The 20,140-nt window shown below is 53.1% G+C and carries 18 protein-coding genes; 3 read left to right on the plus strand and 15 right to left on the minus strand.

Annotated features, from left to right (window positions below; all coding sequences use genetic code 11):
• Position 1: 1 nt before the first annotated feature.
• From FH755_RS05675 to FH755_RS05685, 3 genes are all read right to left on the minus strand, one after another.
• Positions 2-1,324 carry an MFS transporter gene (locus tag FH755_RS05675; protein WP_292439469.1) on the minus strand — a complete coding sequence of 441 codons (1,323 nt, stop codon included), beginning with the start codon at positions 1,322-1,324 and terminating at the stop codon, positions 2-4.
• A gap of 18 nt (positions 1,325-1,342) precedes the next feature.
• A complete protein-coding gene (locus FH755_RS05680) occupies positions 1,343-1,771 on the minus strand; it encodes a DUF6524 family protein (protein WP_292439470.1) in 429 nt (142 codons plus the stop codon).
• A gap of 118 nt (positions 1,772-1,889) precedes the next feature.
• The gene (locus tag FH755_RS05685) at positions 1,890-2,165 is read right to left on the minus strand and encodes an acylphosphatase (protein ID WP_292439472.1); all 276 of its coding nucleotides are present in this window, start codon (positions 2,163-2,165) and stop codon (positions 1,890-1,892) included.
• Positions 2,166-2,549: 384 nt separating this feature from the next.
• Here FH755_RS05685 and FH755_RS05690 point away from each other — a divergent pair, with 384 nt between their 5' ends.
• A complete protein-coding gene (locus tag FH755_RS05690; RefSeq protein ID WP_292439474.1) occupies positions 2,550-3,899 on the plus strand; it encodes an MBL fold metallo-hydrolase in 1,350 nt (449 codons plus the stop codon).
• Positions 3,900-4,049: 150 nt separating this feature from the next.
• Here FH755_RS05690 and guaA read toward each other — a convergent pair whose 3' ends face one another.
• Positions 4,050-5,627 carry a glutamine-hydrolyzing GMP synthase gene (gene guaA / locus FH755_RS05695; protein ID WP_292439476.1) on the minus strand — a complete coding sequence of 526 codons (1,578 nt, stop codon included), beginning with the start codon at positions 5,625-5,627 and terminating at the stop codon, positions 4,050-4,052.
• Positions 5,628-5,688: 61 nt separating this feature from the next.
• Positions 5,689-7,152, minus strand: coding sequence for an IMP dehydrogenase (gene guaB, locus FH755_RS05700; RefSeq protein ID WP_292439478.1), 1,464 nt, complete (start codon positions 7,150-7,152; stop codon positions 5,689-5,691).
• Between the two features lie 63 nt (positions 7,153-7,215).
• Between guaB and xseA the strand changes: the two genes are divergently transcribed.
• Positions 7,216-8,724: an exodeoxyribonuclease VII large subunit gene (gene xseA / locus FH755_RS05705; RefSeq protein WP_292439480.1), complete on the plus strand. Its 1,509-nt coding sequence runs from the start codon at positions 7,216-7,218 to the stop codon at positions 8,722-8,724.
• Positions 8,696-9,535, plus strand: coding sequence for a peptidoglycan DD-metalloendopeptidase family protein (locus tag FH755_RS05710; RefSeq protein WP_292439482.1), 840 nt, complete (start codon positions 8,696-8,698; stop codon positions 9,533-9,535). The genes xseA and FH755_RS05710 overlap by 29 nt, the downstream gene beginning before the upstream one ends.
• Positions 9,536-9,821: 286 nt before the next feature.
• Here FH755_RS05710 and FH755_RS05715 read toward each other — a convergent pair whose 3' ends face one another.
• From FH755_RS05715 to FH755_RS05760, 10 genes are all read right to left on the minus strand, one after another.
• A complete protein-coding gene (locus tag FH755_RS05715; protein WP_292439484.1) occupies positions 9,822-12,509 on the minus strand; it encodes an ABC transporter substrate-binding protein in 2,688 nt (895 codons plus the stop codon).
• A gap of 65 nt (positions 12,510-12,574) precedes the next feature.
• Positions 12,575-13,300: an LPS export ABC transporter ATP-binding protein gene (gene lptB, locus FH755_RS05720; protein ID WP_292439486.1), complete on the minus strand. Its 726-nt coding sequence runs from the start codon at positions 13,298-13,300 to the stop codon at positions 12,575-12,577.
• 11 nt (positions 13,301-13,311) lie between these two features.
• A complete protein-coding gene (gene lptA, locus FH755_RS05725; protein WP_292439488.1) occupies positions 13,312-14,145 on the minus strand; it encodes a lipopolysaccharide transport periplasmic protein LptA in 834 nt (277 codons plus the stop codon).
• Positions 14,129-14,698, minus strand: a complete 570-nt coding sequence (gene lptC, locus FH755_RS05730; protein ID WP_292439490.1) for an LPS export ABC transporter periplasmic protein LptC — start codon at positions 14,696-14,698, stop codon at positions 14,129-14,131. The genes lptA and lptC overlap by 17 nt, the downstream gene beginning before the upstream one ends.
• Entirely contained in the window at positions 14,682-15,203 is a 522-nt protein-coding gene (kdsC, locus tag FH755_RS05735; RefSeq protein ID WP_292439492.1) for a 3-deoxy-manno-octulosonate-8-phosphatase KdsC, read from the minus strand. The genes lptC and kdsC overlap by 17 nt, the downstream gene beginning before the upstream one ends.
• Before the next feature lie 11 nt (positions 15,204-15,214).
• Positions 15,215-16,192: a KpsF/GutQ family sugar-phosphate isomerase gene (locus FH755_RS05740; RefSeq protein WP_292439494.1), complete on the minus strand. Its 978-nt coding sequence runs from the start codon at positions 16,190-16,192 to the stop codon at positions 15,215-15,217.
• Positions 16,192-17,178 carry a calcium/sodium antiporter gene (locus FH755_RS05745; RefSeq protein WP_292439496.1) on the minus strand — a complete coding sequence of 329 codons (987 nt, stop codon included), beginning with the start codon at positions 17,176-17,178 and terminating at the stop codon, positions 16,192-16,194. The genes FH755_RS05740 and FH755_RS05745 overlap by 1 nt, the downstream gene beginning before the upstream one ends.
• Before the next feature lie 101 nt (positions 17,179-17,279).
• Positions 17,280-18,011, minus strand: coding sequence for a VacJ family lipoprotein (locus FH755_RS05750; protein ID WP_292439498.1), 732 nt, complete (start codon positions 18,009-18,011; stop codon positions 17,280-17,282).
• A 130-nt stretch (positions 18,012-18,141) separates the two neighbouring features.
• Positions 18,142-19,185, minus strand: coding sequence for a glycosyltransferase family 1 protein (locus FH755_RS05755; RefSeq protein ID WP_292439500.1), 1,044 nt, complete (start codon positions 19,183-19,185; stop codon positions 18,142-18,144).
• Positions 19,186-19,235: 50 nt separating this feature from the next.
• The gene (locus tag FH755_RS05760; RefSeq protein ID WP_292439502.1) at positions 19,236-20,030 is read right to left on the minus strand and encodes a UDP-2,3-diacylglucosamine diphosphatase; all 795 of its coding nucleotides are present in this window, start codon (positions 20,028-20,030) and stop codon (positions 19,236-19,238) included.
• Between the last annotated feature and the right edge of the window lie 110 nt (positions 20,031-20,140).

Here is a 20,140-nt window from a genome sequence, read left to right on the forward strand (position 1 = left end):
TTTATGCCTGTGCTTCACGCATAAGATAAGCCGAAGCCATTGAGGCAAAGCTCATCAACGCGAACACTGCCAGCACAACAACTTCACCATAAAGGCTGGCAATGATGCTGAACAGGCTGGTCAGCATCAGAATAATGCCGATGATAGTATTGGACAGGGCGGTGTAAATCGCTCTTTTGTCCTGATCGGCAATATCGACCAGGTGAACTGACCGTCCCAGCCGAACCCCACCATAGGCAATCATCAGACTAAATAATAAAAAAGGCAAAAGCCAGGGAAGACTCAACCAGTTGCCCTGTGACGCGATAACGGTGAGAGTCAAAGATACACCGCCGCCTAGGCCGGCGAGCAACAGCACCTTGCGGCTGGAGCGATCTGACAGTCGGCCCCAAACATAACTGCTGAGCAGACTGGCCACGGACGATGCCAGAAGCAGCCAGCCCAGCCCAGTTATGCTCTCTTGCATTGATTCCGCTTTCAAAGCCAGCATAAAAGGCGGAGCAAGGGCTGTTGAAACCAGTAGCGAGCGGGTGATGATAAACAGTCTCAGCTCACGGTCATCAATGAGATAGCGCAGATTCTCTCTGGCGACAGTTACCGGGTTGGCACCGCCTTCGGTGGCACCTTCAGTCTCTTTCAGCGTTGAAAACACCAAAGCCGCCGCCAGCCAGAACAGGGCAGCCAGGCACAGGCCGATAATGACAATGTTGATTTTATCGAACAGCCCCGAAGCAATCAGCGCGGCATAAGCGATAGTCATCGCCGCCGCCACTGTGGCAGCTGAACCGGTGGCCGTGCCACGACGGGTTTTGCCAACCGTTTTGCCCAGTACATCTTTGTAGGAAACAGAACAGATACTTCTGGATAAGGCGAGGAGGGTAAGCAGGCTGATAATCATCCAGCCCAGTGTCGCGCCTTCCAGGGTCAAGGCGGCAACGGCCATGCCCACGGCACATAAACCCTGGAGGAAACTGCCCAGTGCCCAGGCATATTTTCTCAGTGGCAGGGAGCGCACCCGGCCGGCAATAAACAGCTGTGGCAACAGTGCCCCGGCTTCTCTTATCGGTACTAACAGGCCGACAAACTGTGAAGCACCGAGGGTGGTCAGTATCCAGCTCAGAATCAGCTTGGGATTAATCAGCGCATCGGCGGTTTTGGACAGTGACAGCGATAAAACATGGGTACTGAAATTGCGCGGTTGCTCATCGCAGAGGGGTTCCGGGATATCACGACAGACCCGGCCGTCATCCTCGGCGGTCAGCAGATCATAAGCTGCTTTAGCCGCATTGCCAGTCAATGTTTCGGCCGTTTTTGGCTCGCTCATATGGTGCCAGGTATCAGGCTATTCATCGACATCGTCCATATCGGCCTGGCCGGACAAGCGCCGACGGATATGCGACCAGCTCATGCCCACCGCCAGCACGGCAGACAGCAGGAATAAGACGATATAGCTGAACACCGAGACATTATTAAGGCCCAGCAGTCCCAGATCGACCAGCCACCAGATAATAATGGCGAAAAAGGCAACTGCCAGTAACAGACCGAAGCCCCCCAGTGAACGGAAGGTGGCACGCAGATAAATCGTCCAGCCAATCAGCAGCACGACGGAGACCAGGGCAAAAGGCGGGTTCATGATAGTGCCTTCACCGAAAATGGCATGTTTGGCCCAGTGGTAATAACTCAGTCCATTGGGGTTATAGGTCAGAAAGACCATTACCAGCGCAAAAATAAAGCGCCACATAAAGCCTTGTGAATCAAACTGCCGAGCCATACCCAATCCTTTTATCGTTTTTGTAATGTCGGGACATCATAGCTTTTGTCAGCTTATTAGCAAAACCAGTCTGGTTGAAGCAGATGCCATGAAATATCGTTGTTTCTGATGATGCGTTTTATCGAATTTGAAAATCTCCGAATTCGCCGGTGGCCACTTCCTCAGTCATATCAATATGGCTGACCCTGGCAAAGCGAGGACCTTGAGCAGCCCAGTCTGTCATCTTTTGCAGTTTGTCTGGGGGGCCCTCGATGACCATTTCAACGCGACCGTCACTGAGATTTCTGACCCAACCCGCCAGAGCCAGCTGCTGTGCCTTTTCATAAGCTGACATGCGGTAGCTCACGCCCTGTACGCGTCCACTGATTATGAGAATGTAGCGCTTGTTTTCCATTTAACTAAATAATAAAGGAGGTTTATTGTTGAAAGACAATTCACTCTGAATCAGAAAGTACCATGATCAGGACAGTTTTTAAAAAATGCTTTCAGTCTGATGAATAGTCCATCAAGCCAGCGGAACATGAGCCATGTTGTTGCAACTATCAAAGCAAGCGGTGAAATGCCTGAAAAATTTGAAATAGCCGATAGAAGACCCCAGGCTGATTTATGCGATTCTGGTTATCACTATTACCTGCCGGGCACTAGAGGCTGAAAAGTCAAACAGCTCCGGTGCTGATTCTAGAGATGTCGGTACTTGTGCTGCACACAGATCATGTTCGACATTTAATCGAGGCGGTTCATAAACGGTTAATGTAATAAGCAATAATGGGAGCAGCTGATGCTACTGGAAAAAATCAAAACTCCAGGCCTGGCGCATCTTTCCTACTTGCTGGGAGCGGGTGGTCAGGCGGCGGTCATTGATCCTCGCCGCGATTGTGACGTCTATCTTGAGATAGCGCGGGCCGAGGGCATGGAAATTACGCATATTTTTGAAACCCACCGCAATGAAGATCTGGTGTCGGGGGCGCCTGTTCTGGCACAGATGACTGGTGCCAAGGTGCTGCATGGCCCCGATACAGAAAAGCCGATCCGTTATGCCGAAACTGCACGCGACGGTGACAGTTTCAGTATCGGCCAGCTTGAAATCCGTGTTTTGGAGACGCCGGGCCATACCGATGACCATCTGGCCTTTGCCGTTTTCGATAGCGCCTATCCGGAAAAGGCGGTGGGCGTGTTTACCGGTGATGCACTGTTTATTGGTGATGTCGGACGAACTGATTTTTATCCTGATCGTGCCGAGGAAGTAGCGGGGCTGCTTTACGATTCCCTGCGAAAAATACTGGCGCTTGGGGACCAGGCAATCGTTTACCCGGCTCATGGTGCGGGCTCAGTGTGTGGCGACGGTATGGCGGAACGCGAATTTTCCACGCTCGGTCACGAGCGGAACAACAATCCGCGTCTTCAAATTACTGACAAAGATGAGTTTATTCGTTTCAAGGTCAACGAAAACCACTACCAGCCGCCCTATTTCCGGCTGATGGAACGGTTGAACATGGAAGGCGGCGAACCGCCACCACGTCAACGGTGTCCACGCAGGCTAACGCTTCAGCAAGTGAAATCATCAATGGCGGATATGCTTGTTGATGTGCGCGAACCGATGGCCTATGCCGCGGGTCATCTGCCCGGTGCTATCAGTCTGCCGGTGTCAATGATCCCGGCTTTTGCCGGCTGGTTTATCGACGAGGGGGCGCGCATCGTTTTACTGGCCTCGGACCAAAGCCAGCTTGAATCTGCCATGACGCATCTCATGCGGATCGCGCTGGACAATGTGGAGGGGGGCTATGTTGGTATTGTCCCCGCCGCCGCGCAGGGCGTACATATGGAGATGACCCCGATGATCGGCACCGAGGAAGTAAAGCAACGCCTCGCGGGCGCGAATAACTGGACCTTGCTGGATGTGCGCGCTGCCGATGAACGGTCTGAGAGCGCGATTGAGGGCTCACAACACATATATATCGGTCATCTCAATGAGCGGTGGTGTGAGCTTGACAAGCATCGCCGTTATACGCTGATGTGTGCGAGCGGTATCCGTGCGACAGTGGCTGCCGGTTGGCTTGCCGGCAAGGGATTCGACAAGGTCGATATTTATCTTGGCTCCATGGGCGCCTGGAAAGCGGCGCAGGAATGAAGTTGTATTATTTACTCGAACACCATTAAACATAGCCGGAAAGTCTGCTTAATGACGCTGCAATCTGCCTGACATTGTCAGGCAGGTGTTAATAACTCATTGATAAAAGGAATTATGGACGTGTTCCTGCTGCCAGTGCCTGAGGTGGAATTATTCCCACTCTATCGTGGCGGGTGGCTTACCGGAAATATCGTAGACCACCCGTGAAATTCCGGTTGTTTCGTTGATAATGCGACGTGAAACCAGATCCAGAAAGTCGTAGGGCAGATTGGCCCAGCGTGCGGTCATGAAATCAATGGTTTCCACGGCGCGCAGCGAAACCACATAATCATAACGGCGGCCATCGCCCATGACACCGACAGATTTGACCGGCAGAAACACAGCAAAGGCCTGGCTGGTTTTATCGTACAGATCGTGGCGGCGCAGTTCTTCAATAAAGATATGGTCGGCTTTACGCAACAGATCGGCATAGTCTTTTTTGACTTCACCCAGTATACGCACGCCCAGACCCGGCCCCGGGAAAGGGTGACGGTAAACCATATCACTGGGCAGGCCCAGCTCAACCCCGAGTTTACGCACTTCATCCTTGAACAGCTCACGCAATGGTTCGATCAGCTTGAGGTTCATTTCCTCCGGCAGGCCACCCACGTTGTGGTGGGTTTTGATGACATGCGCTTTACCGGTCTTGGAGGCGGCTGATTCGATAACATCAGGGTAAATGGTGCCCTGTGCCAGCCATTTGACCTTGGGCAGTCTGCTGGCTTCTTCATCGAAAACTTCGACAAATTTGTTACCGATAATTTTGCGCTTCTGTTCCGGATCATCGACACCGGCCAGTGCGTCGAGAAAGCGATCTTCGGCATCAGCACGAATCACCCGGATGCCCATATGTTTGGCAAACATCGCCATGACCTGGTCGCCTTCATGCTGGCGTAGCAGGCCGTTATCGACAAAGACACAGGTCAGCTGATCGCCAATGGCTTTATGCAGCAGCGCGGCAACCACAGAAGAGTCGACACCACCAGACAGGCCCAGCAGCACTTCATCATCACCGACCTGTTCACGGATAGCCGTGATGTGATCATCAATAATATTGGCGGGCGTCCACAGGGTTTCACAGCCACAGATTTCAACCAGGAAGCGCTCAATCATGCGCTGGCCCTGTGTGGTGTGGGTAACTTCGGGATGGAATTGCACGCCATAAAAATGGCGGCTTTCGTCGGCCATGCCGGCGATTGGGGCGCTATCGGTACTGGCGATGACTTTGAAACCTTCCGGCAGTTCGGCAACGCGGTCACCGTGGCTCATCCAGACATCGAGCATGCCCCAGCCTTCTTCGGTGGTGTGGTCTTCGATATCACGCAGAAACTGAGAATGACCACGGGCGCGGATCTGGGCATAGCCGAATTCACGGTGCGATGAGGATTCAACCTTACCCCCCAGCTGAGTCGCCATGGTCTGCATGCCATAGCAAATGCCCAGTACCGGCAGACCCAGTTCGAAGACGCAATGCGGCGCACTGGGCGCGGCCTCACCAATGGTGGAGTCTGGGCCGCCGGAGAGAATGATGCCTTTGGGGTTAAATTCACGGATCTCGGCTTCACTGATTTCCGGGTTACGCAGTTCACAGTAAACCCCGGCTTCACGGATACGGCGCGCGATAAGCTGGGTGTACTGGGAGCCGAAATCCAGAATAAGAATGCGATGATCGTGAATATTGCTGGTCATTGAGATCTCTTCAAATCAAATAAAAAACCACTGCCCCGGACAGGGGCAGTGGTTTGCAAGCTTAGTTAAGACGGTAGTTTGGCGCTTCTTTGATGATGGTCACGTCATGGACGTGGCTTTCGCTCATACCGGCTGAGGTGACTTTTACGAACTGCGGTTTGGTGCGCATTTCTTCAATAGTCGCAGAACCGGTGTAGCCCATGCTGGCACGGATACCCCCCACCAGTTGGTGAACCACGGCGCCCAGACTGCCTTTGAATGGCACACGGCCTTCAATGCCTTCCGGTACCAGTTTGTCGGCTTCGTTGGATTCCTGGAAGTAACGATCACTGGAACCCTGCTTCTGTGACATTGCACCCAGTGAGCCCATACCGCGGTAGGATTTGTAAGCCCGGCCCTGATACAGTTCGACCTCACCCGGAGCTTCTTCAGTACCGGCAAACATGCCGCCAATCATGATGCTGTGCGCACCGGCAACCAGTGCCTTGGCGATATCACCGGAGAAGCGGATACCACCGTCGGCAATCAGCGGCACACCGGTCCCTTCAAGGGCAGCGGCGACATTGCTGATCGCACTGATTTGCGGTACGCCGACACCGGCGACAATGCGGGTGGTACAAATCGAACCGGGACCGATACCGACTTTGACCGCGTCTGCGCCGGATTCAACCAGTGCCAGTGCGGCTTCGGCGGTAGCGATATTACCGCCAATGACCTGTACCTGCGGGAAATTTTGCTTGACCCATTTGACCTGGTCCAGCACGCCCTGTGAATGACCGTGGGCGGTATCGACCACGATAACGTCCACACCGGCAGCGGCCAGTGCTTCAACACGGGCCTGGCTTTCAGCGCCGATACCGACGGCGGCACCGACACGCAGACGTTCCTGATCGTCTTTAGAGGCCAGCGGATTATCCGTTTGTTTCTGGATATCCTTGACCGTGATCATGCCTGTCAGATGGAAGTTATCATCCACCACCAGGACTTTTTCGATACGGTTGGTATGCAGCAGGTTCAGGACTTCTTCGCGGGAGGCATCTTCCTTGACCGTAACCAGCTTGTCCTTCTGGGTCATGATGGAAGAAACCGGGTTGTCGTAATGGGTTTCAAAACGCAGATCACGACTGGTGACGATACCGACCAGGTCGACACCATCGACGACAGGCACGCCGGAAATGTTGTGAGTACGGGTCAGGTCGACAACTTCACCGATGGTGGTGGTAGGACTGACAGTAATCGGATCACGCACAACACCGCTTTCGAATTTTTTGACCTTACGCACTTCATCGGCCTGTTGCTCGATGGTCATGTTTTTGTGCAGAATACCCAAGCCGCCTTCCTGCGCCATAGCAATGGCCAGACGGCCTTCGGTGACAGTATCCATCGCCGCCGACAGCAGCGGGATGTTAATCGTGATATCACGGGTCAATTTTGTCGCCAGATTGACATCACGCGGGAGGACGTTTGAATAGGCCGGGACCAGCAAAACGTCATCAAACGTCAGAGCTTCTTGAGCAATTCTCATCGGGCTTGTTCCTGAAATTAGCTGTAATATGATCCTGCAATTATATCAGGAAAATCAGTGCCAATGGCATCACAAAATACAACTGATCAACGAGGCTCACTGGCTAACCGCGCCGTCCGAGAGGTTTATCCGGTTTCAAGGATCGTCCGAGAAGCCCGCATGCTGCTGGAAGGCTCTTTTCCTCTCATCTGGGTCGAAGGCGAGATATCCAATCTGGCCATGCCCGGCTCGGGTCATATCTATTTCACCCTGAAGGATGAGGCTGCGCAGGTTCGCTGCGCGATGTTCCGTAATCGTAACCGCCAACTGCGATTTACCCCTGAGAATGGTATGCAGGTTTTGTTACGGGTGCGTGTCACGCTGTATGAAGGCCGCGGTGAATTCCAGCTGATGGTTGAGCACATGGAAGAGGCCGGCAGTGGTGCATTGCAGCGTGCCTACGAGGCCTTAAAGCAAAGGCTGGGTCAGGAAGGATTGTTCGATCAGGCCCATAAAAAACCGATTCCGGCAATGCCAGCCACGATCGGCATTATCTCGTCACCTGATGGTGCGGCGGTGCACGATATTCTCAGCGTGCTCAAACGTCGTTTCCCGGCCGTGGATGTGATTCTTTATCCGGTCGCAGTGCAGGGTGAGGCTTCGGCTCGACAGCTGGTTGAGGCAGTCAGGCTCGCTGATAGCCGCCAGGAATGCGATGTACTGATAATCAGCCGCGGCGGCGGTTCGCTGGAAGATCTGTGGAGTTTTAACGACGAGCAACTGGCACGGGCCATTTATGACTGTAAACTGCCGGTGATATCCGCGGTTGGCCATGAGGTCGACTTTACCATCGCTGATTTTGTCGCCGACGTGCGGGCGCCGACGCCCTCGGCCGCAGCAGAAATGGCGGTGCCTGATGCCAGACAGTTGCTGGCGACGGTCCAGAATCTGATGCAGCGACTGACTGCACGCACCCGGCAATGGCTGACCGGCGAACAACGCCACCTGTTGCATCTGCAGCGACGTCTGCCAAGACCGGATTTACAAATCCGCCAGCAAAATCAAGCCATTAAGCAGTACAAACGCATGCTGGATGCTGCCTGGCAGCGGGATCAGCAAAATCGCGCGCAGAGAGTCGATTTCCTCGCTGCAAGACTCAAGCATCCGCAGGCGCAAATCGACAGTCAGCGAGCCCGGCTTGATAACCTGATGCACCGCCTGCAAACCGCTCTCAGGTCACAGCAAAAACAGGCTGCTCAGTCAGTGGTGGCTCTGCAGTCGCGTCTCAGGCGGCAATTGCCTGCGCAACAGGTGGCAAGGCAACAGCTGCATCTATCAGGACTCAAACGCCAGCTCGATAAACTGATCCAGACGCAGCTGAGCATCGCCGGAAGCATGTTGTCGCAGCAGGTGAGAACCCTGGCGGCGGTGAGTCCGCTCAACACGCTGGAGCGGGGTTACAGCATCAGTCGCCGTATTGATACAGAAGAAGTCATTACCCGCAGCGAACAGGTCAGACCGGGCGATGCGATCCGCGTCAAGCTGCGCCAGGGGGAGATTGACTGTGAGGTCAGAGCTGTTAAAGATAAATAAAATTCTGCTGATACTGGGCCTGTGTCTGCCTTTGCTCGCAGCGGCGCTACCGGATGAATCGGCGGTGCCCGGCGGGGTGGTGATACTGCCGCTGGCACCGAATGCGACACCGCGGCCAGTCGTGAGTTTTGAGGGTAAACCGGTTCTGGTGGCTGCTGAAAATGGTCTCTGGCAGGCCGTTATTGGTATCCCGCTCGATGCCAAACCGGGGCCCCATCAGATTACAGTCAGGCAGGCAGAGAAGGAGAAAACCTTAATCTTTACGATTGAGGACAAGCAGTATCCGACCCAGCACATCACCATCAAGGACAAGCGCAAGGTCAACCCCAATCAGTACGACATGGAACGGATTAACCGTGAGACCCGACGCATTGATGCTGCTCTGCGGCACTGGACCGACACTAATGAGGTACCGTTTGATTTTATCTGGCCGCTGAAAGGTGAAATCAGCGGCTTATTCGGCCGCCGTCGTGTATTTAATGGTGAACCCAGAAAACCGCACAGCGGGATGGATATCGCGGCCGCCAGGGGGACGCCGGTTCAGGCCCCGGCCGCCGGCATCATTCGTGGCAGCGGTGATTATTTTTTTAACGGCAACACGGTGTTTATCGATCACGGTCAGGGGCTGGTGACCATGTTCTGTCACTTGAGCCGGATTGACGTCAAAGACGGTCAGGCGGTCAAGCAGGGCGAAATCATCGGTCTGGTCGGTGCGACTGGCAGGGTCACCGGACCGCATCTGCATTTTGGCGTCAGCCTCAATGATGAAAGGGTAGAGCCACGCCTGTTTTTTCCTCAGTCCGGCCCCTAGGGCTTGTTGATCGTTCATCTCCGCCTCTGTTATGACTGAAAAAGCGTCAATCAAGGCGCGGGGAGAGCGGTTTAGTGTTCTAAACAAACGACGAACAACGCAGAGTAGTGTTTTTTCAGCCGCAACCCGGAAGGCTGGGACTATTTTTGCGCCCGGCTTCGCTGTTCAAATGGGTTCCAGACCCATTTGTCAATCGCCATGTAGGATGGCTACACTACGCTCCTTCCCGCCTTGCCAGACACAAAAACAACCTCCAGCAGTAGTGAAGATAAAAGATCAACAAGCTCTAGAGATAAGCCTGTAAAGTCCGGGTCAGCAGACCGAAATCCACTGGTTTGGTGATGTAGGCCCTGAACAGCCCGTCGGCGGCATCGATATTTTCCTGCATTGCGGCGGCGGTCAGTGCAATCACCGGAATGTCAGCATAGTCCGGGTTCTCCTGCATGACGCGGCTGAGTTCGATCCCGGTCATGCCCGGCAGGTTGATATCCAGCAGAATCACATCCGGAATCATGGTTTTCAGCAGATCCAGCCCCGCTTCGGCACTTTCGCAGGTATGCAGACAGATATGCTCATAACGTGAGAAAAAGACCTCAATAAGGCGGATGTTGGCCGGGTTGTCCTCAATATAAAGCACATGACGGCGCTGTTTGGGGCGTTCAGTGTCTCCCCGCCGTTCCTGTAAATCCGTGTCTTCAGCCGAAACCATGCTGCGTAGTGAGGGCACTGTCAGCGTATCCTGCTGGGTGGATAGTGGCAGTTCTACCCAGAAGCTGCTGCCCTGACCCTCTGTGCTGGCGAAATCAATGCTGCCGCCCATGGCTTCGATCAAACGTTTGCTGACACTGAGGCCGACACCGCTGCCTTCGATATTGGCGTATTCCTGTCCCAGTCGCTCGAATGCGGTGAACACATGAGACTGCCTGTCCGTAGCAATGCCCTGGCCGGTATCAGTGATAGTCAGTTTCAAGGTGCTGTTATGGGTATGTACGCTGGTACTGATCAACACCTTGCCACCGGCCTTGTTGTACTTGATGGCATTACTCACCAGATTGATGAACACCTGCTTCAGCTTGGTGAAGTCGGCAATCACTACGCAGTCGTTATTGTTGAGCACATCAACATGGACATCATATTGTTTGGCCAGTGTCTGCAGCATCGGCAGGCATTCTTCGAACACAGTGGATATATGCACATGATCGTGGGAAGTCTGAATATTGCCGGCTTCAATTTTGGACAGTTCCAGTACATCATTAATCAGGGTTAATAAATGTTCCCCGCTGTAGATGATCTGCCTGACACTTTTGATTTGCGGTTTGCTCAGCGTCTGCTCCTTGTCGCTCAGCAATAATTGGGCAAAGCCGAGAATACCATTAAGCGGAGTCCGTAATTCATGGCTCATCGCAGACAAAAATTCGGATTTGGCATTATTGGCGCGTTCAGCCTGTTGCTTGGCATCAATTAATGCCTGCTGTTCCGCTTTCTGTTTACTGATATCGCGGGCAATGCCGGTAAACAGGTATTCACCTTCCCACTTAAAATCACTGATAGTCAGCTCTATGGGGAACGCTTTCCCGTTCTTGTGCTGTGCCTCGACTTCGACCGGCTGACCCAGAATACGGCTTTCTTCGGTGGAGAGAAAACGCGACATGCCCAGCTTGTGAAGATCGCGATAGCTGGCCGGCATCAGCATGGTAATGTTCTGACCGATCACTTCTTCCGGCTGGTAGCCATAGAGGGCGATAGAGGCCTTGTTATAGTTTTCGATAATGCCATGGTGGTTGATAGTAATGACGCTGTCGATGGTGTTATCCAGCAAGGTCTGCAGCCGCAGACTTTCATGGCGGGCGGCAGCTTCCAGTTCCTCACGCTTACTGAGTTCCTGTTTGAGTTCAACAGTATGCTCGCGGATATACTGCGCCAGGCGTCGGTCGTGATGCTTTTTCAACAGCAGACTGATGATGGCCAGCAAGATGAGACTGACAAATCCCAGACTCACTAGCAGCGGCCAGTCGGTACTGTTGGATTCGAGGTATAAAAAATCATCGAGGTTACCGACCGAGTCATATAAGCCCAGATCCTGGTAGATTTCGCCGATTTGTTGCCATCGACTCGGGGTCATATGACCGAATTCCACCGTCGGGTAAAGGCTGAGCTTGAGTAATTGATCTGCTTCAAATTGCAGGTGAGTACGGCTTTTATTCTGGCTATTGTACTTGGCAAGAATAATCTCAATGATTTCCTGAGGATGCTCGGCGGCGTAGCGCCAGCCCCGGTACAACGCATCGCGGAAAGCTTCAACCACCTCAGGGTGCTGCTGCAGGTAGCTTTGTGAGGTAAACAGAATATCGCTGTAGAAGCTGATACCGTAATCCTTGGGCGCAATGGTGCGGTAAGGTATCTGCTGCTGAACCAGTTTGAAGGGTTCGTTGGAAATATAGGCTGTCAGGGCATCAACCCGTCCGGCAATCAGGTCGTCTATATCGGTGGCCTTAGGTGGCACAAAATTGATCCGGCTGGTGTCGATCTTTTCCTGCAGAAAGATGGCGGCCAGATCATCGGCATAAGACTGACGGGTGACCGTTTTACCGATAAAATCCTGCGCTGAATAGATGCCTGAATCAGCCCTGACCAGCCAGACATACGGGCTATTCTGGAATGTTGCACCCAGCGCAACCAGCGGCCGGCCTTTCAGATACTCGACAACAATACCGGTGCCCGACAGACCGAACTCGACTTCACCACTTTCCACCTCATCATAGGGATGGGTAAAGCCGGTTTGAATGTCGACATTCAAACCGGCCTGCTGGAAAAACCCTTTTTCCCTGGCCGCGTAGAGTCCGGCAAATTGAAACTGATGCTGCCAGTGCAGTTGAATGGTGACATCGTGTTGACCCTGTTCGTAGGCCTGAGCACTGTCCACAGTGCTTAAAACGAGCAGAACAAGGATATTAAATAGGTATCGTAGACTCATATATGGCGGCGTATCGGGTCAAATTGCATCTTAGCTGAACCCTTGTTCACAACGCCACCTTTAGTTCACATTCTGAAGTCGCGGCCGAGATAAACGCTCAAGACTTTCTTATCCTTAAGAATTTCCTCAGGAGTGCCGCGGGCGATCACCTCGCCTTCATTGAAGATGTAGGCACGCTGACAAACATTGAGCGTCTCGCGCACGTTGTGGTCGGTAATCAGAATGCCAATACCACGGTCGGCCAGTTCCTTGATAATGCCCTGAATATCAAGCACCGAAATCGGGTCGACACCGGCGAACGGTTCATCCAGCAGAATAAACTGCGGATCCATCGCCAGTGCCCGGGCGATTTCCACCCGTCGGCGTTCACCACCGGACAGAGACAGGCCTTTGGATTTACGGATGTGATCAATATGAAAATCCTGCAGCAGTCGTTCCAGCAAATCTTTTCTTGCCGCCGCGGTCAGTTCATCACGGGTTTCCAGAATCGCAAACAGATTATCCTCGACGCTGAGTTTGCGGAAAACCGAGGCTTCCTGCGGCAGATAACCGATACCCAGACGGGCCCGGTCATGAATCGGATAGTCAGTCAGGTCGTATTGATCGAGGAAAATAAAGCCATGATCGACCGGTACAAGACCAACAATCATATAAAAGCTGGTTGTTTTGCCTGCACCGTTAGGACCAAGCAAACCGACGATTTCACCACTTTTGACATCCAGTGAAATATCTTTAACGACCTGACGATCACCGTAACGCTTCGCCAGTTGCTGCGCGGATAAAATACTCATAGTGGCCGGGATTATTGCAGGTAGCGGCTGTTGACCCAGCCGATCACCACTTCACCATTGATGGTACCGCGAACCTGCGCCCAGTTGGTCTGCCGGGTCAGCACAATGACTTCCATTGACTGAGCGAAAGTGCCGAGTTTCTGATACTGGGTACCGGGACCGGTGCGGACATTGAGTCGGCTGGTCGTCATTGCCGTCGGGTAGGATTTGGGCTCTGTTTCTGTTGCCTGACTCTCAGTCTGCTTGTCGTCTCCGGCGCCGGATTCAGGCGGTGCTGAGGTATCTTCACTCTGGGCTGGCACTGCTTTTTCTTCTGGTTTGGACGGCTTACGGGTATTTTGCGGTTGAATGATAATATGCACCCGGCCTTTTTTCTGTGTTTCACCATCGACGGTGACCGGCTTGGAGTTGGCAGAGACGACGTTGCGGGCAATGTCATACTCGATGTAATTACCGGTGAACTCATCACCGTTCTGCTGGACGTAGCCATCGCCGATCAGATAGATTTTCTGGCGATCAGCGTAATATTCCATTTTCAGCGCCTTGGCCTTGACCGGGTTCTCACCGGGATTATGCACCTGCTGGTAAGTGGCGCGTTTGCCTTCCGCCACCGCCTTGGTCAGCTGTTTATTGTCATCGTAAAAGAAAGTGATGATGTCGCCGGTAATGCGCAGGGTACCCTGAGTCAGAATGGCATCCCCTTTGTATTGCGTCACTCCTTCACGATCGTCCAGCTGGGCGTGGTCGGCCTCAATACTGATGGGTTTTTCCCGATCACTGGGCAAAGCCAGCGCCATGGCAGGCATGAGCACGGCAATCGCAAGCAGATTAATTGGCAGGCGCATCATATTGTCCTTTTACCCTCGAATGCAGGTTGATTGTCTCATCATCCAGCGCCGCGTGCAGGCCGACGGCGTCGGTCACGCCCTGCGGTGAATGAATGGTCACCGGCTCTTCCGTATAAGCCGTGTTGTCTTGCGTATTCAGCGTCAGTCTCTCGGTGCGCATTTCAAACGCCGGATCGTCCTTGTTGCTGATAATAACATTTCCGGTCAGTAGTATTGTTTCGGCCTCACCCTGGGTGTGACCGTGCTGGGAGCTGACTACCCAGGTATCCTGACCGGGTTCCAGAAACTCGGTGATCGGCTGGATAATTTCTGTCGAGTCATCATGCGGATAATGCGCCATTTCCTCGCCTTTGATGATGCGCGCCGGTTCACCGTTGATATCCATTATCGTCATGGTGAAGTCGGTCATTGCATAATCGCTGGTGCGCCGCACGTCACTTGTCTGCTGCGCTGATTGATTACTGTCGTAAAAAATCAACCACAGACTGAAGGCAGCTATCAACAGCAGCCCGATGCGGGCATAGCGAGGCAGATTAAAAATGACGTTCAATTTGATCCTGCAGGTTACCCTGTCCTTCCATAATCAATTCACAAACCTCGCGGGCAGCACCATGACCGCCATTTGACGGTGTGATCCAGTGTGCATGTTTTTTGACAACTTCGTCAGCATCCTGCACTGCTACGGCGAGACCGACACGGCTCATGATGGAGAGATCAACCCAATCATCGCCCACAAAGGCGCACTGTTCGGGCTCCAGACCCAGCTCGGCAATCAATTGCTCAAAAACCGGCAGTTTAACGCGTTTGCCCTGAAAGACATGATTAATGCCCAGACTGTTCATCCGGTGTTCTACCGTTTTTGTGGTTCGGCCACTGATAATGGCAATTTCCACCCCGGTGAGTTGCAGCAGTTTCATACCGTGGCCGTCACGGGTATGAAAAGATTTATATTCCTGACCATCATCGCCGATGATAATACGGCCATCTGTCAGTACACCATCCACATCGAAGATGACCAGTTTGATTTTTTTGGCTTTTTCCAGAATGTCCTGCATTGATTTTCCTGTTACACGACACCGGCACGGAGCAGGTCATGCATATTGATGGCCCCGGCCAGTTTGTGTTGTTCGTTGAGTATGAGTAGGGCATTAATCTTGTAACGCTGCATTAATTCTAGCGCTTCGGCTGCCAGCATTTCGGGTTTGCCGGTTTTGCAGCCACGGGTCATGAAAGCAGACAGCGGTTCAGTATGAATGTTCACTTCCTGTGCCAGCACACGGCGCAGGTCACCATCGGTAAAAATGCCGACAACCCGCTGCCCGGCATCGGTCACCGCGGTCATGCCCAGGCCTTTCGCTGACATTTCAATCAGGGCTTCACTGATCAGGGCAGACTCGCTGATAGTGGGAATGGCCGAGCCGGTATGCATAATATCGCTCACCCGCAATAACAGGCGGCGGCCAAGCAAGCCGCCCGGATGTGACATGGCAAAGTCTTCTGCGGTAAAGCCGCGGGCTTCCAGCAGGGCAACGGCAAGTGCATCGCCCATCACCAGTGCCGCGGTCGTGCTGGAAGTCGGGGCAAGTCCCAGCGGACAGGCCTCACGTTCGACACTGACATCAAGATGGGCACTGGCACACTGCGCCAATGTCGACTCCGGTCTGCCGGTCATGACGATCAACGGCACATGCAGACGTTTGATCAGCGGCAGGATAGTGAGAATTTCAGCTGTTTCGCCGGAGTTGGATAAAGCCAGCACCACATCTTTATCGGTGATCATGCCCAGATCCCCATGACTGGCTTCGCCGGGATGAACAAAAAATGCCGGTGTACCGGTACTGGCCAGGGTAGCAGCGATTTTACTGCCGATATGGCCGGATTTGCCCATGCCGATCACGACTATGCGGCCGCTGCATGCCAGCATAAACTCACAGGCTCTGATAAAGTCGTCATTGATGCGATCGCGTAAGGCTGATATAGCCGCCAACTCGGTCTCGATGACCGCGCCGGCGAGCGCTTTGAGCTTATCGTGATCGATCTGCATTAACTGATTCCCGGCATGTTCTGGTAGGCAAGAAGACTGTTATAGCCAATATAGACCACTAACAGCAAGGCCCCCGCTACCCGGCCGATACGGCCCTGGGAACAATAGCGTGCGAAAAGGAAAAGACCCACTGCCAGTCCGATCATAAATGGGAAATCACGGTAAAGCAGCATGGGATCGACATTTGAAGGGGCAATCAGGCCCGGCATCGCCAGTACAGCGAGCAGATTGAAAATATTGGAGCCGAGGATATTACCCACGGCGATATCGTGTTCGTGTTTCAGTGCCGAGATTACCGACGCTGCCAGTTCCGGCAGGCTGGTGCCAATCGCGACAATAGTCAGACCAATAATCAGATCACTGACACCCAGTAAGGTGGCGATGCCGCTGGCACCCCAGACCAGTGACTTCGAGCCGACCAGCAGTGATGCCAGGCCGATCGTAAAATACCAACTGGCTTTGCCGGTCGACATTTTGGGTTCGGCATATTCTTCAGCGAATTCAGCCTCCAGGGGGTCGTTTTTCCCCAGACCTTTGTAGGCCATCCAGCCCATGGCGGCAATAGTCAGCAGGAAACCGACGAAAAGAATGCCACCATCCATTCGGCTCAGTACACCATCGGTAATCATGATGAGCGATATCAGCATGACAAAAGCCAGCAGAGGAAATTCACGGCGCAGCGTGGCCGAGTTGACGACCAGTGGTGCGATCAAAGTGGTTACCCCCAGCACCAGGCCCACATTGGTGATATTGGAGCCGATGGCATTACCGATACCCATTGCCGGCACGCCATCAATGGCGGCCAGAGCGGACACCAGCATTTCCGGTGCCGAAGTGCCGAAACCGACGATGGTGACACCGACAATAAGGGGAGAAACACCCAGGTTACTGGCGATGTTGGCAGCCCCGTCAATAAAACGATCTGCACCCCAAATCAGGATGGCAAAGCCGGCCACAATGGCAACAATAAATAAAATGCTGGTCATAACACTCCGTGACTGGTCTGAATCCGGTTTAGTTGAAACATAAAAAAAGCCGGGTCATAACCCGGCTCTTTATTATAAGGTCTCAACAGGAGATTGTCGTGTCACTCGTCCTCGAACACATCGAAGTCATCATTTTGCGGTGGGTTACCGTCGAAAACCAGATACTCACGACGTGACATGTAGGCATCACGAACATAACTGTATTCATCAGTGGCAGCCTGGTCCAACACTTTCTCTGCTTTGAGCAGATTGGCGCGGGTATCGATAACACGGGTGCCGACCAGTGCGATGCGGGCATCGTCACCTTCAACGTACATCACGGGATCGGTGAACATATCGCCGACCAGACCGAAGGTGTCACGCACATTGCGCGGGCCGAAGAAAGGCAGCACGACATAGGCACCGGGCTCAGCGCCCCAGACGCCCAGCGTCTGACCGAAATCTTCATTATTCTTGGTAAAGCCGCTCAGGCTGGCGACGTCAAAAATACCGGCTACACCGACCGTAGTATTCAGTACAAAGCGGTGAGTATCACGGTAAGCCTGGTAGAACTTGCCCTGAAACAAGTCATTGATAATCACAGTGATGTCATTCAGGTTGCTGAAGAAGTTACTGACACCCTGGCTGATAGGAGCAGGCACAACAGCGTCATAGCCCCTGGCAACCGGTTTGAGTACGGCGGTATCCACTGCATCATTAAACTTGTACATGGCACGGTTATATCCTTCCAATGGATCACTGACGCCTGCACTCTGGTTAATGGTGGCGCAACCGGTCATGAACAGTACCATGACCACTACACCCAGTCTGAAAACGGTACGGAGTTGTGTCATTGAAATCTTTATCCCTGTTTATTCTTATTGACCCACAAATAATCTCACGCTGGTCGGAGCCGATCAAGAGATCCTGTTGTAATATCGGCAAACAGGGGATGAAGTTTGTTGTATAAATGCAACAGTCTGGTCAGCGTTCCCGGACTGTCTGCTCCCGACGCTGCATGTCGGCTGTTGCAGCATTATCAAACATAAAGCTGGCGAAAACCTCACTACAGGCAAGCCAGCTGTTTTTCCGCGCATAATCAATACAGTCCTGTGAGTTTAAGCCCAGTGCTTTTTCTACGGCTTCAGCCAGATTGTCACTGAGACTGCCGGTGATACCCTCCTGCACCACATCTGCTGGCCCCGTCACCGGATAAGCCGCTACCGGCACGCCGCAGGCCATCGCTTCCAGTAACACCAGCCCGAAAGTATCGGTGCGGCTGGGGAAAACAAACACATCCGCTGCCGCAACATAGCTGGCCAGTTCTCTGCCGAACTTGGCACCGGTGAACAGCACATCGGGATAGGCCTGTCGCAACTGTTCCAGATCCGGCCCGTCACCGACAACGACTTTACTGCCCGGCACATTCAGTTCAAGGAAAGCTTCAATATTTTTTTCTACCGCTACCCGGCCCATATTGAGCAGAATCGGACCTGGCAGGTCCAGTTGCTGCGGATTTTCCGGCGTGAAAATATCGGTATCCACACCGCGGCCCCAGACTTCAACATGCTTAAAGCCCCTTTGAAGCAGACGCTGACGCTGGGATTCAGTCGGCACCAGGGTGTGTACCGCCCGGCCGTGAAAGCGACGCAACCAGGCATAGGTCCAGCTCAGAGGAATCGGTGCCCTGAGACGGACATACTCAGGAAACTGGGTGTGATACGACGTGGTGAACTGGATCCTGTTACGCAGGCACCAGCGTCTTGCCGCCATGCCCAGCGGGCCTTCAGTCGCAATGTGTATAGCATTGGCATTGTGAGCATTAAGTAATTTCGCCACCTTGCGGCCGGGAAACAATGACAGCGGAATACTGGGATAACTGGGGCAGGGGATGGTTTTGAACAATTCAGGGGTAATTAAATGCACTTCATGGCCCAGCTGTTCCAGGCATTTGCGGGTCTGTTTTAGCGTCCGCACAACGCCGTTGACCTGGGGATTCCAGGCATCGGTCACGATAACAATTTTCATTGGGGCTTTTCCGCTAACAGCAGGTGGCGATACGCAAACATAAACAAGCCCTAGGCGGCTTGAACCAGAGCTTTGGGTTGTTCGACCAGTTCAGTCCAGTGGAGGATTTCCATTTCGCCGTTAGGGTGCTCGACCAGCGCGGTGCAGCTTTCCACCCAGTCACCGCAGTTGTAGTAATCAATATCGTGGTGGCGGGCGATTTCGGCGCGGTGAATGTGACCACATACTACGCCGTCAACACCCTGTCGCGCGGCTTCGTAGGCTACCGCTTCTTCGAAATTGCTGATGTACTGCACCGCATTTTTGACTTTGTGCTTCAGAAAAGCCGCCAGTGACCAGTAAGAAAAGCCCAGCTTGCGACGTACCAGGTTGACGTAGCGGTTGGCGCGCAGCAGCCACTCATAAAGACGGCTGCCGACCTTGGCCAGCAGCGGAGAAATTTTCACCACGCTGTCGAACTGGTCGCCGTGGATGATAAGCAGCTTGCGATTATCCGCGGTGGTGTGAATTACTTCATTCTGAATTTCTACATTGCCGAACACGGCACCATCGTAATCGCGCAGGATTTCATCGTGATTGCCCGGCACATAAATCACTTTGGTGTTGTGTTTGGCTTTACCCAGCAGGGTGCGGATGACATTGTTGTGCGCCTGCGGCCAGAACATCTTCTTTTTCATCTCCCAGATGTCGATAATGTCGCCGACCAGGTACAGGTAGTCACATTCCACTTTATGCAGGAAATCGAGCAGAAAATCGGCGCTGCAGCCGCGGAAGCCAAGGTGAATATCCGAGATCCAGACGCTGCGAACTTTTATCTTTCCTTTCTGACTCACTTGTTTTTGCATTATGTGCCCCTACCTTTTATCTTGAGCGCACACTAACTAATTAATATTGCAGCGTTATTAACTTTTTATTGCAGAATCGTGACGTAAGACCGGCTGGCCGGCTGTCGTAT

The organism is Methylophaga sp. (assembly GCF_009711715.1).
GTDB lineage: Bacteria > Pseudomonadota > Gammaproteobacteria > Nitrosococcales > Methylophagaceae > Methylophaga.

What these genes read in the sequence shown, in the direction of transcription:
- FH755_RS05675 (WP_292439469.1), bottom strand. Translation starts at nt 1,324, where the DNA reads ATGAGCGAGCCAAAAACGGCCGAAACATTGACTGGCAATGCGGCTAAA.
- FH755_RS05680 (WP_292439470.1), bottom strand. Translation starts at nt 1,771, where the DNA reads ATGGCTCGGCAGTTTGATTCACAAGGCTTTATGTGGCGCTTTATTTTT.
- FH755_RS05685 (WP_292439472.1), bottom strand. Translation starts at nt 2,165, where the DNA reads ATGGAAAACAAGCGCTACATTCTCATAATCAGTGGACGCGTACAGGGC.
- FH755_RS05690 (WP_292439474.1), top strand. Translation starts at nt 2,550, where the DNA reads ATGCTACTGGAAAAAATCAAAACTCCAGGCCTGGCGCATCTTTCCTAC.
- guaA (WP_292439476.1), bottom strand. Translation starts at nt 5,627, where the DNA reads ATGACCAGCAATATTCACGATCATCGCATTCTTATTCTGGATTTCGGC.
- guaB (WP_292439478.1), bottom strand. Translation starts at nt 7,152, where the DNA reads ATGAGAATTGCTCAAGAAGCTCTGACGTTTGATGACGTTTTGCTGGTC.
- xseA (WP_292439480.1), top strand. Translation starts at nt 7,216, where the DNA reads ATGGCATCACAAAATACAACTGATCAACGAGGCTCACTGGCTAACCGC.
- FH755_RS05715 (WP_292439484.1), bottom strand. Translation starts at nt 12,509, where the DNA reads ATGAGTCTACGATACCTATTTAATATCCTTGTTCTGCTCGTTTTAAGC.
- lptB (WP_292439486.1), bottom strand. Translation starts at nt 13,300, where the DNA reads ATGAGTATTTTATCCGCGCAGCAACTGGCGAAGCGTTACGGTGATCGT.
- lptA (WP_292439488.1), bottom strand. Translation starts at nt 14,145, where the DNA reads ATGCGCCTGCCAATTAATCTGCTTGCGATTGCCGTGCTCATGCCTGCC.
- kdsC (WP_292439492.1), bottom strand. Translation starts at nt 15,203, where the DNA reads ATGCAGGACATTCTGGAAAAAGCCAAAAAAATCAAACTGGTCATCTTC.
- FH755_RS05740 (WP_292439494.1), bottom strand. Translation starts at nt 16,192, where the DNA reads ATGCAGATCGATCACGATAAGCTCAAAGCGCTCGCCGGCGCGGTCATC.
- FH755_RS05745 (WP_292439496.1), bottom strand. Translation starts at nt 17,178, where the DNA reads ATGACCAGCATTTTATTTATTGTTGCCATTGTGGCCGGCTTTGCCATC.
- FH755_RS05750 (WP_292439498.1), bottom strand. Translation starts at nt 18,011, where the DNA reads ATGACACAACTCCGTACCGTTTTCAGACTGGGTGTAGTGGTCATGGTA.
- FH755_RS05755 (WP_292439500.1), bottom strand. Translation starts at nt 19,185, where the DNA reads ATGAAAATTGTTATCGTGACCGATGCCTGGAATCCCCAGGTCAACGGC.
- FH755_RS05760 (WP_292439502.1), bottom strand. Translation starts at nt 20,030, where the DNA reads ATGCAAAAACAAGTGAGTCAGAAAGGAAAGATAAAAGTTCGCAGCGTC.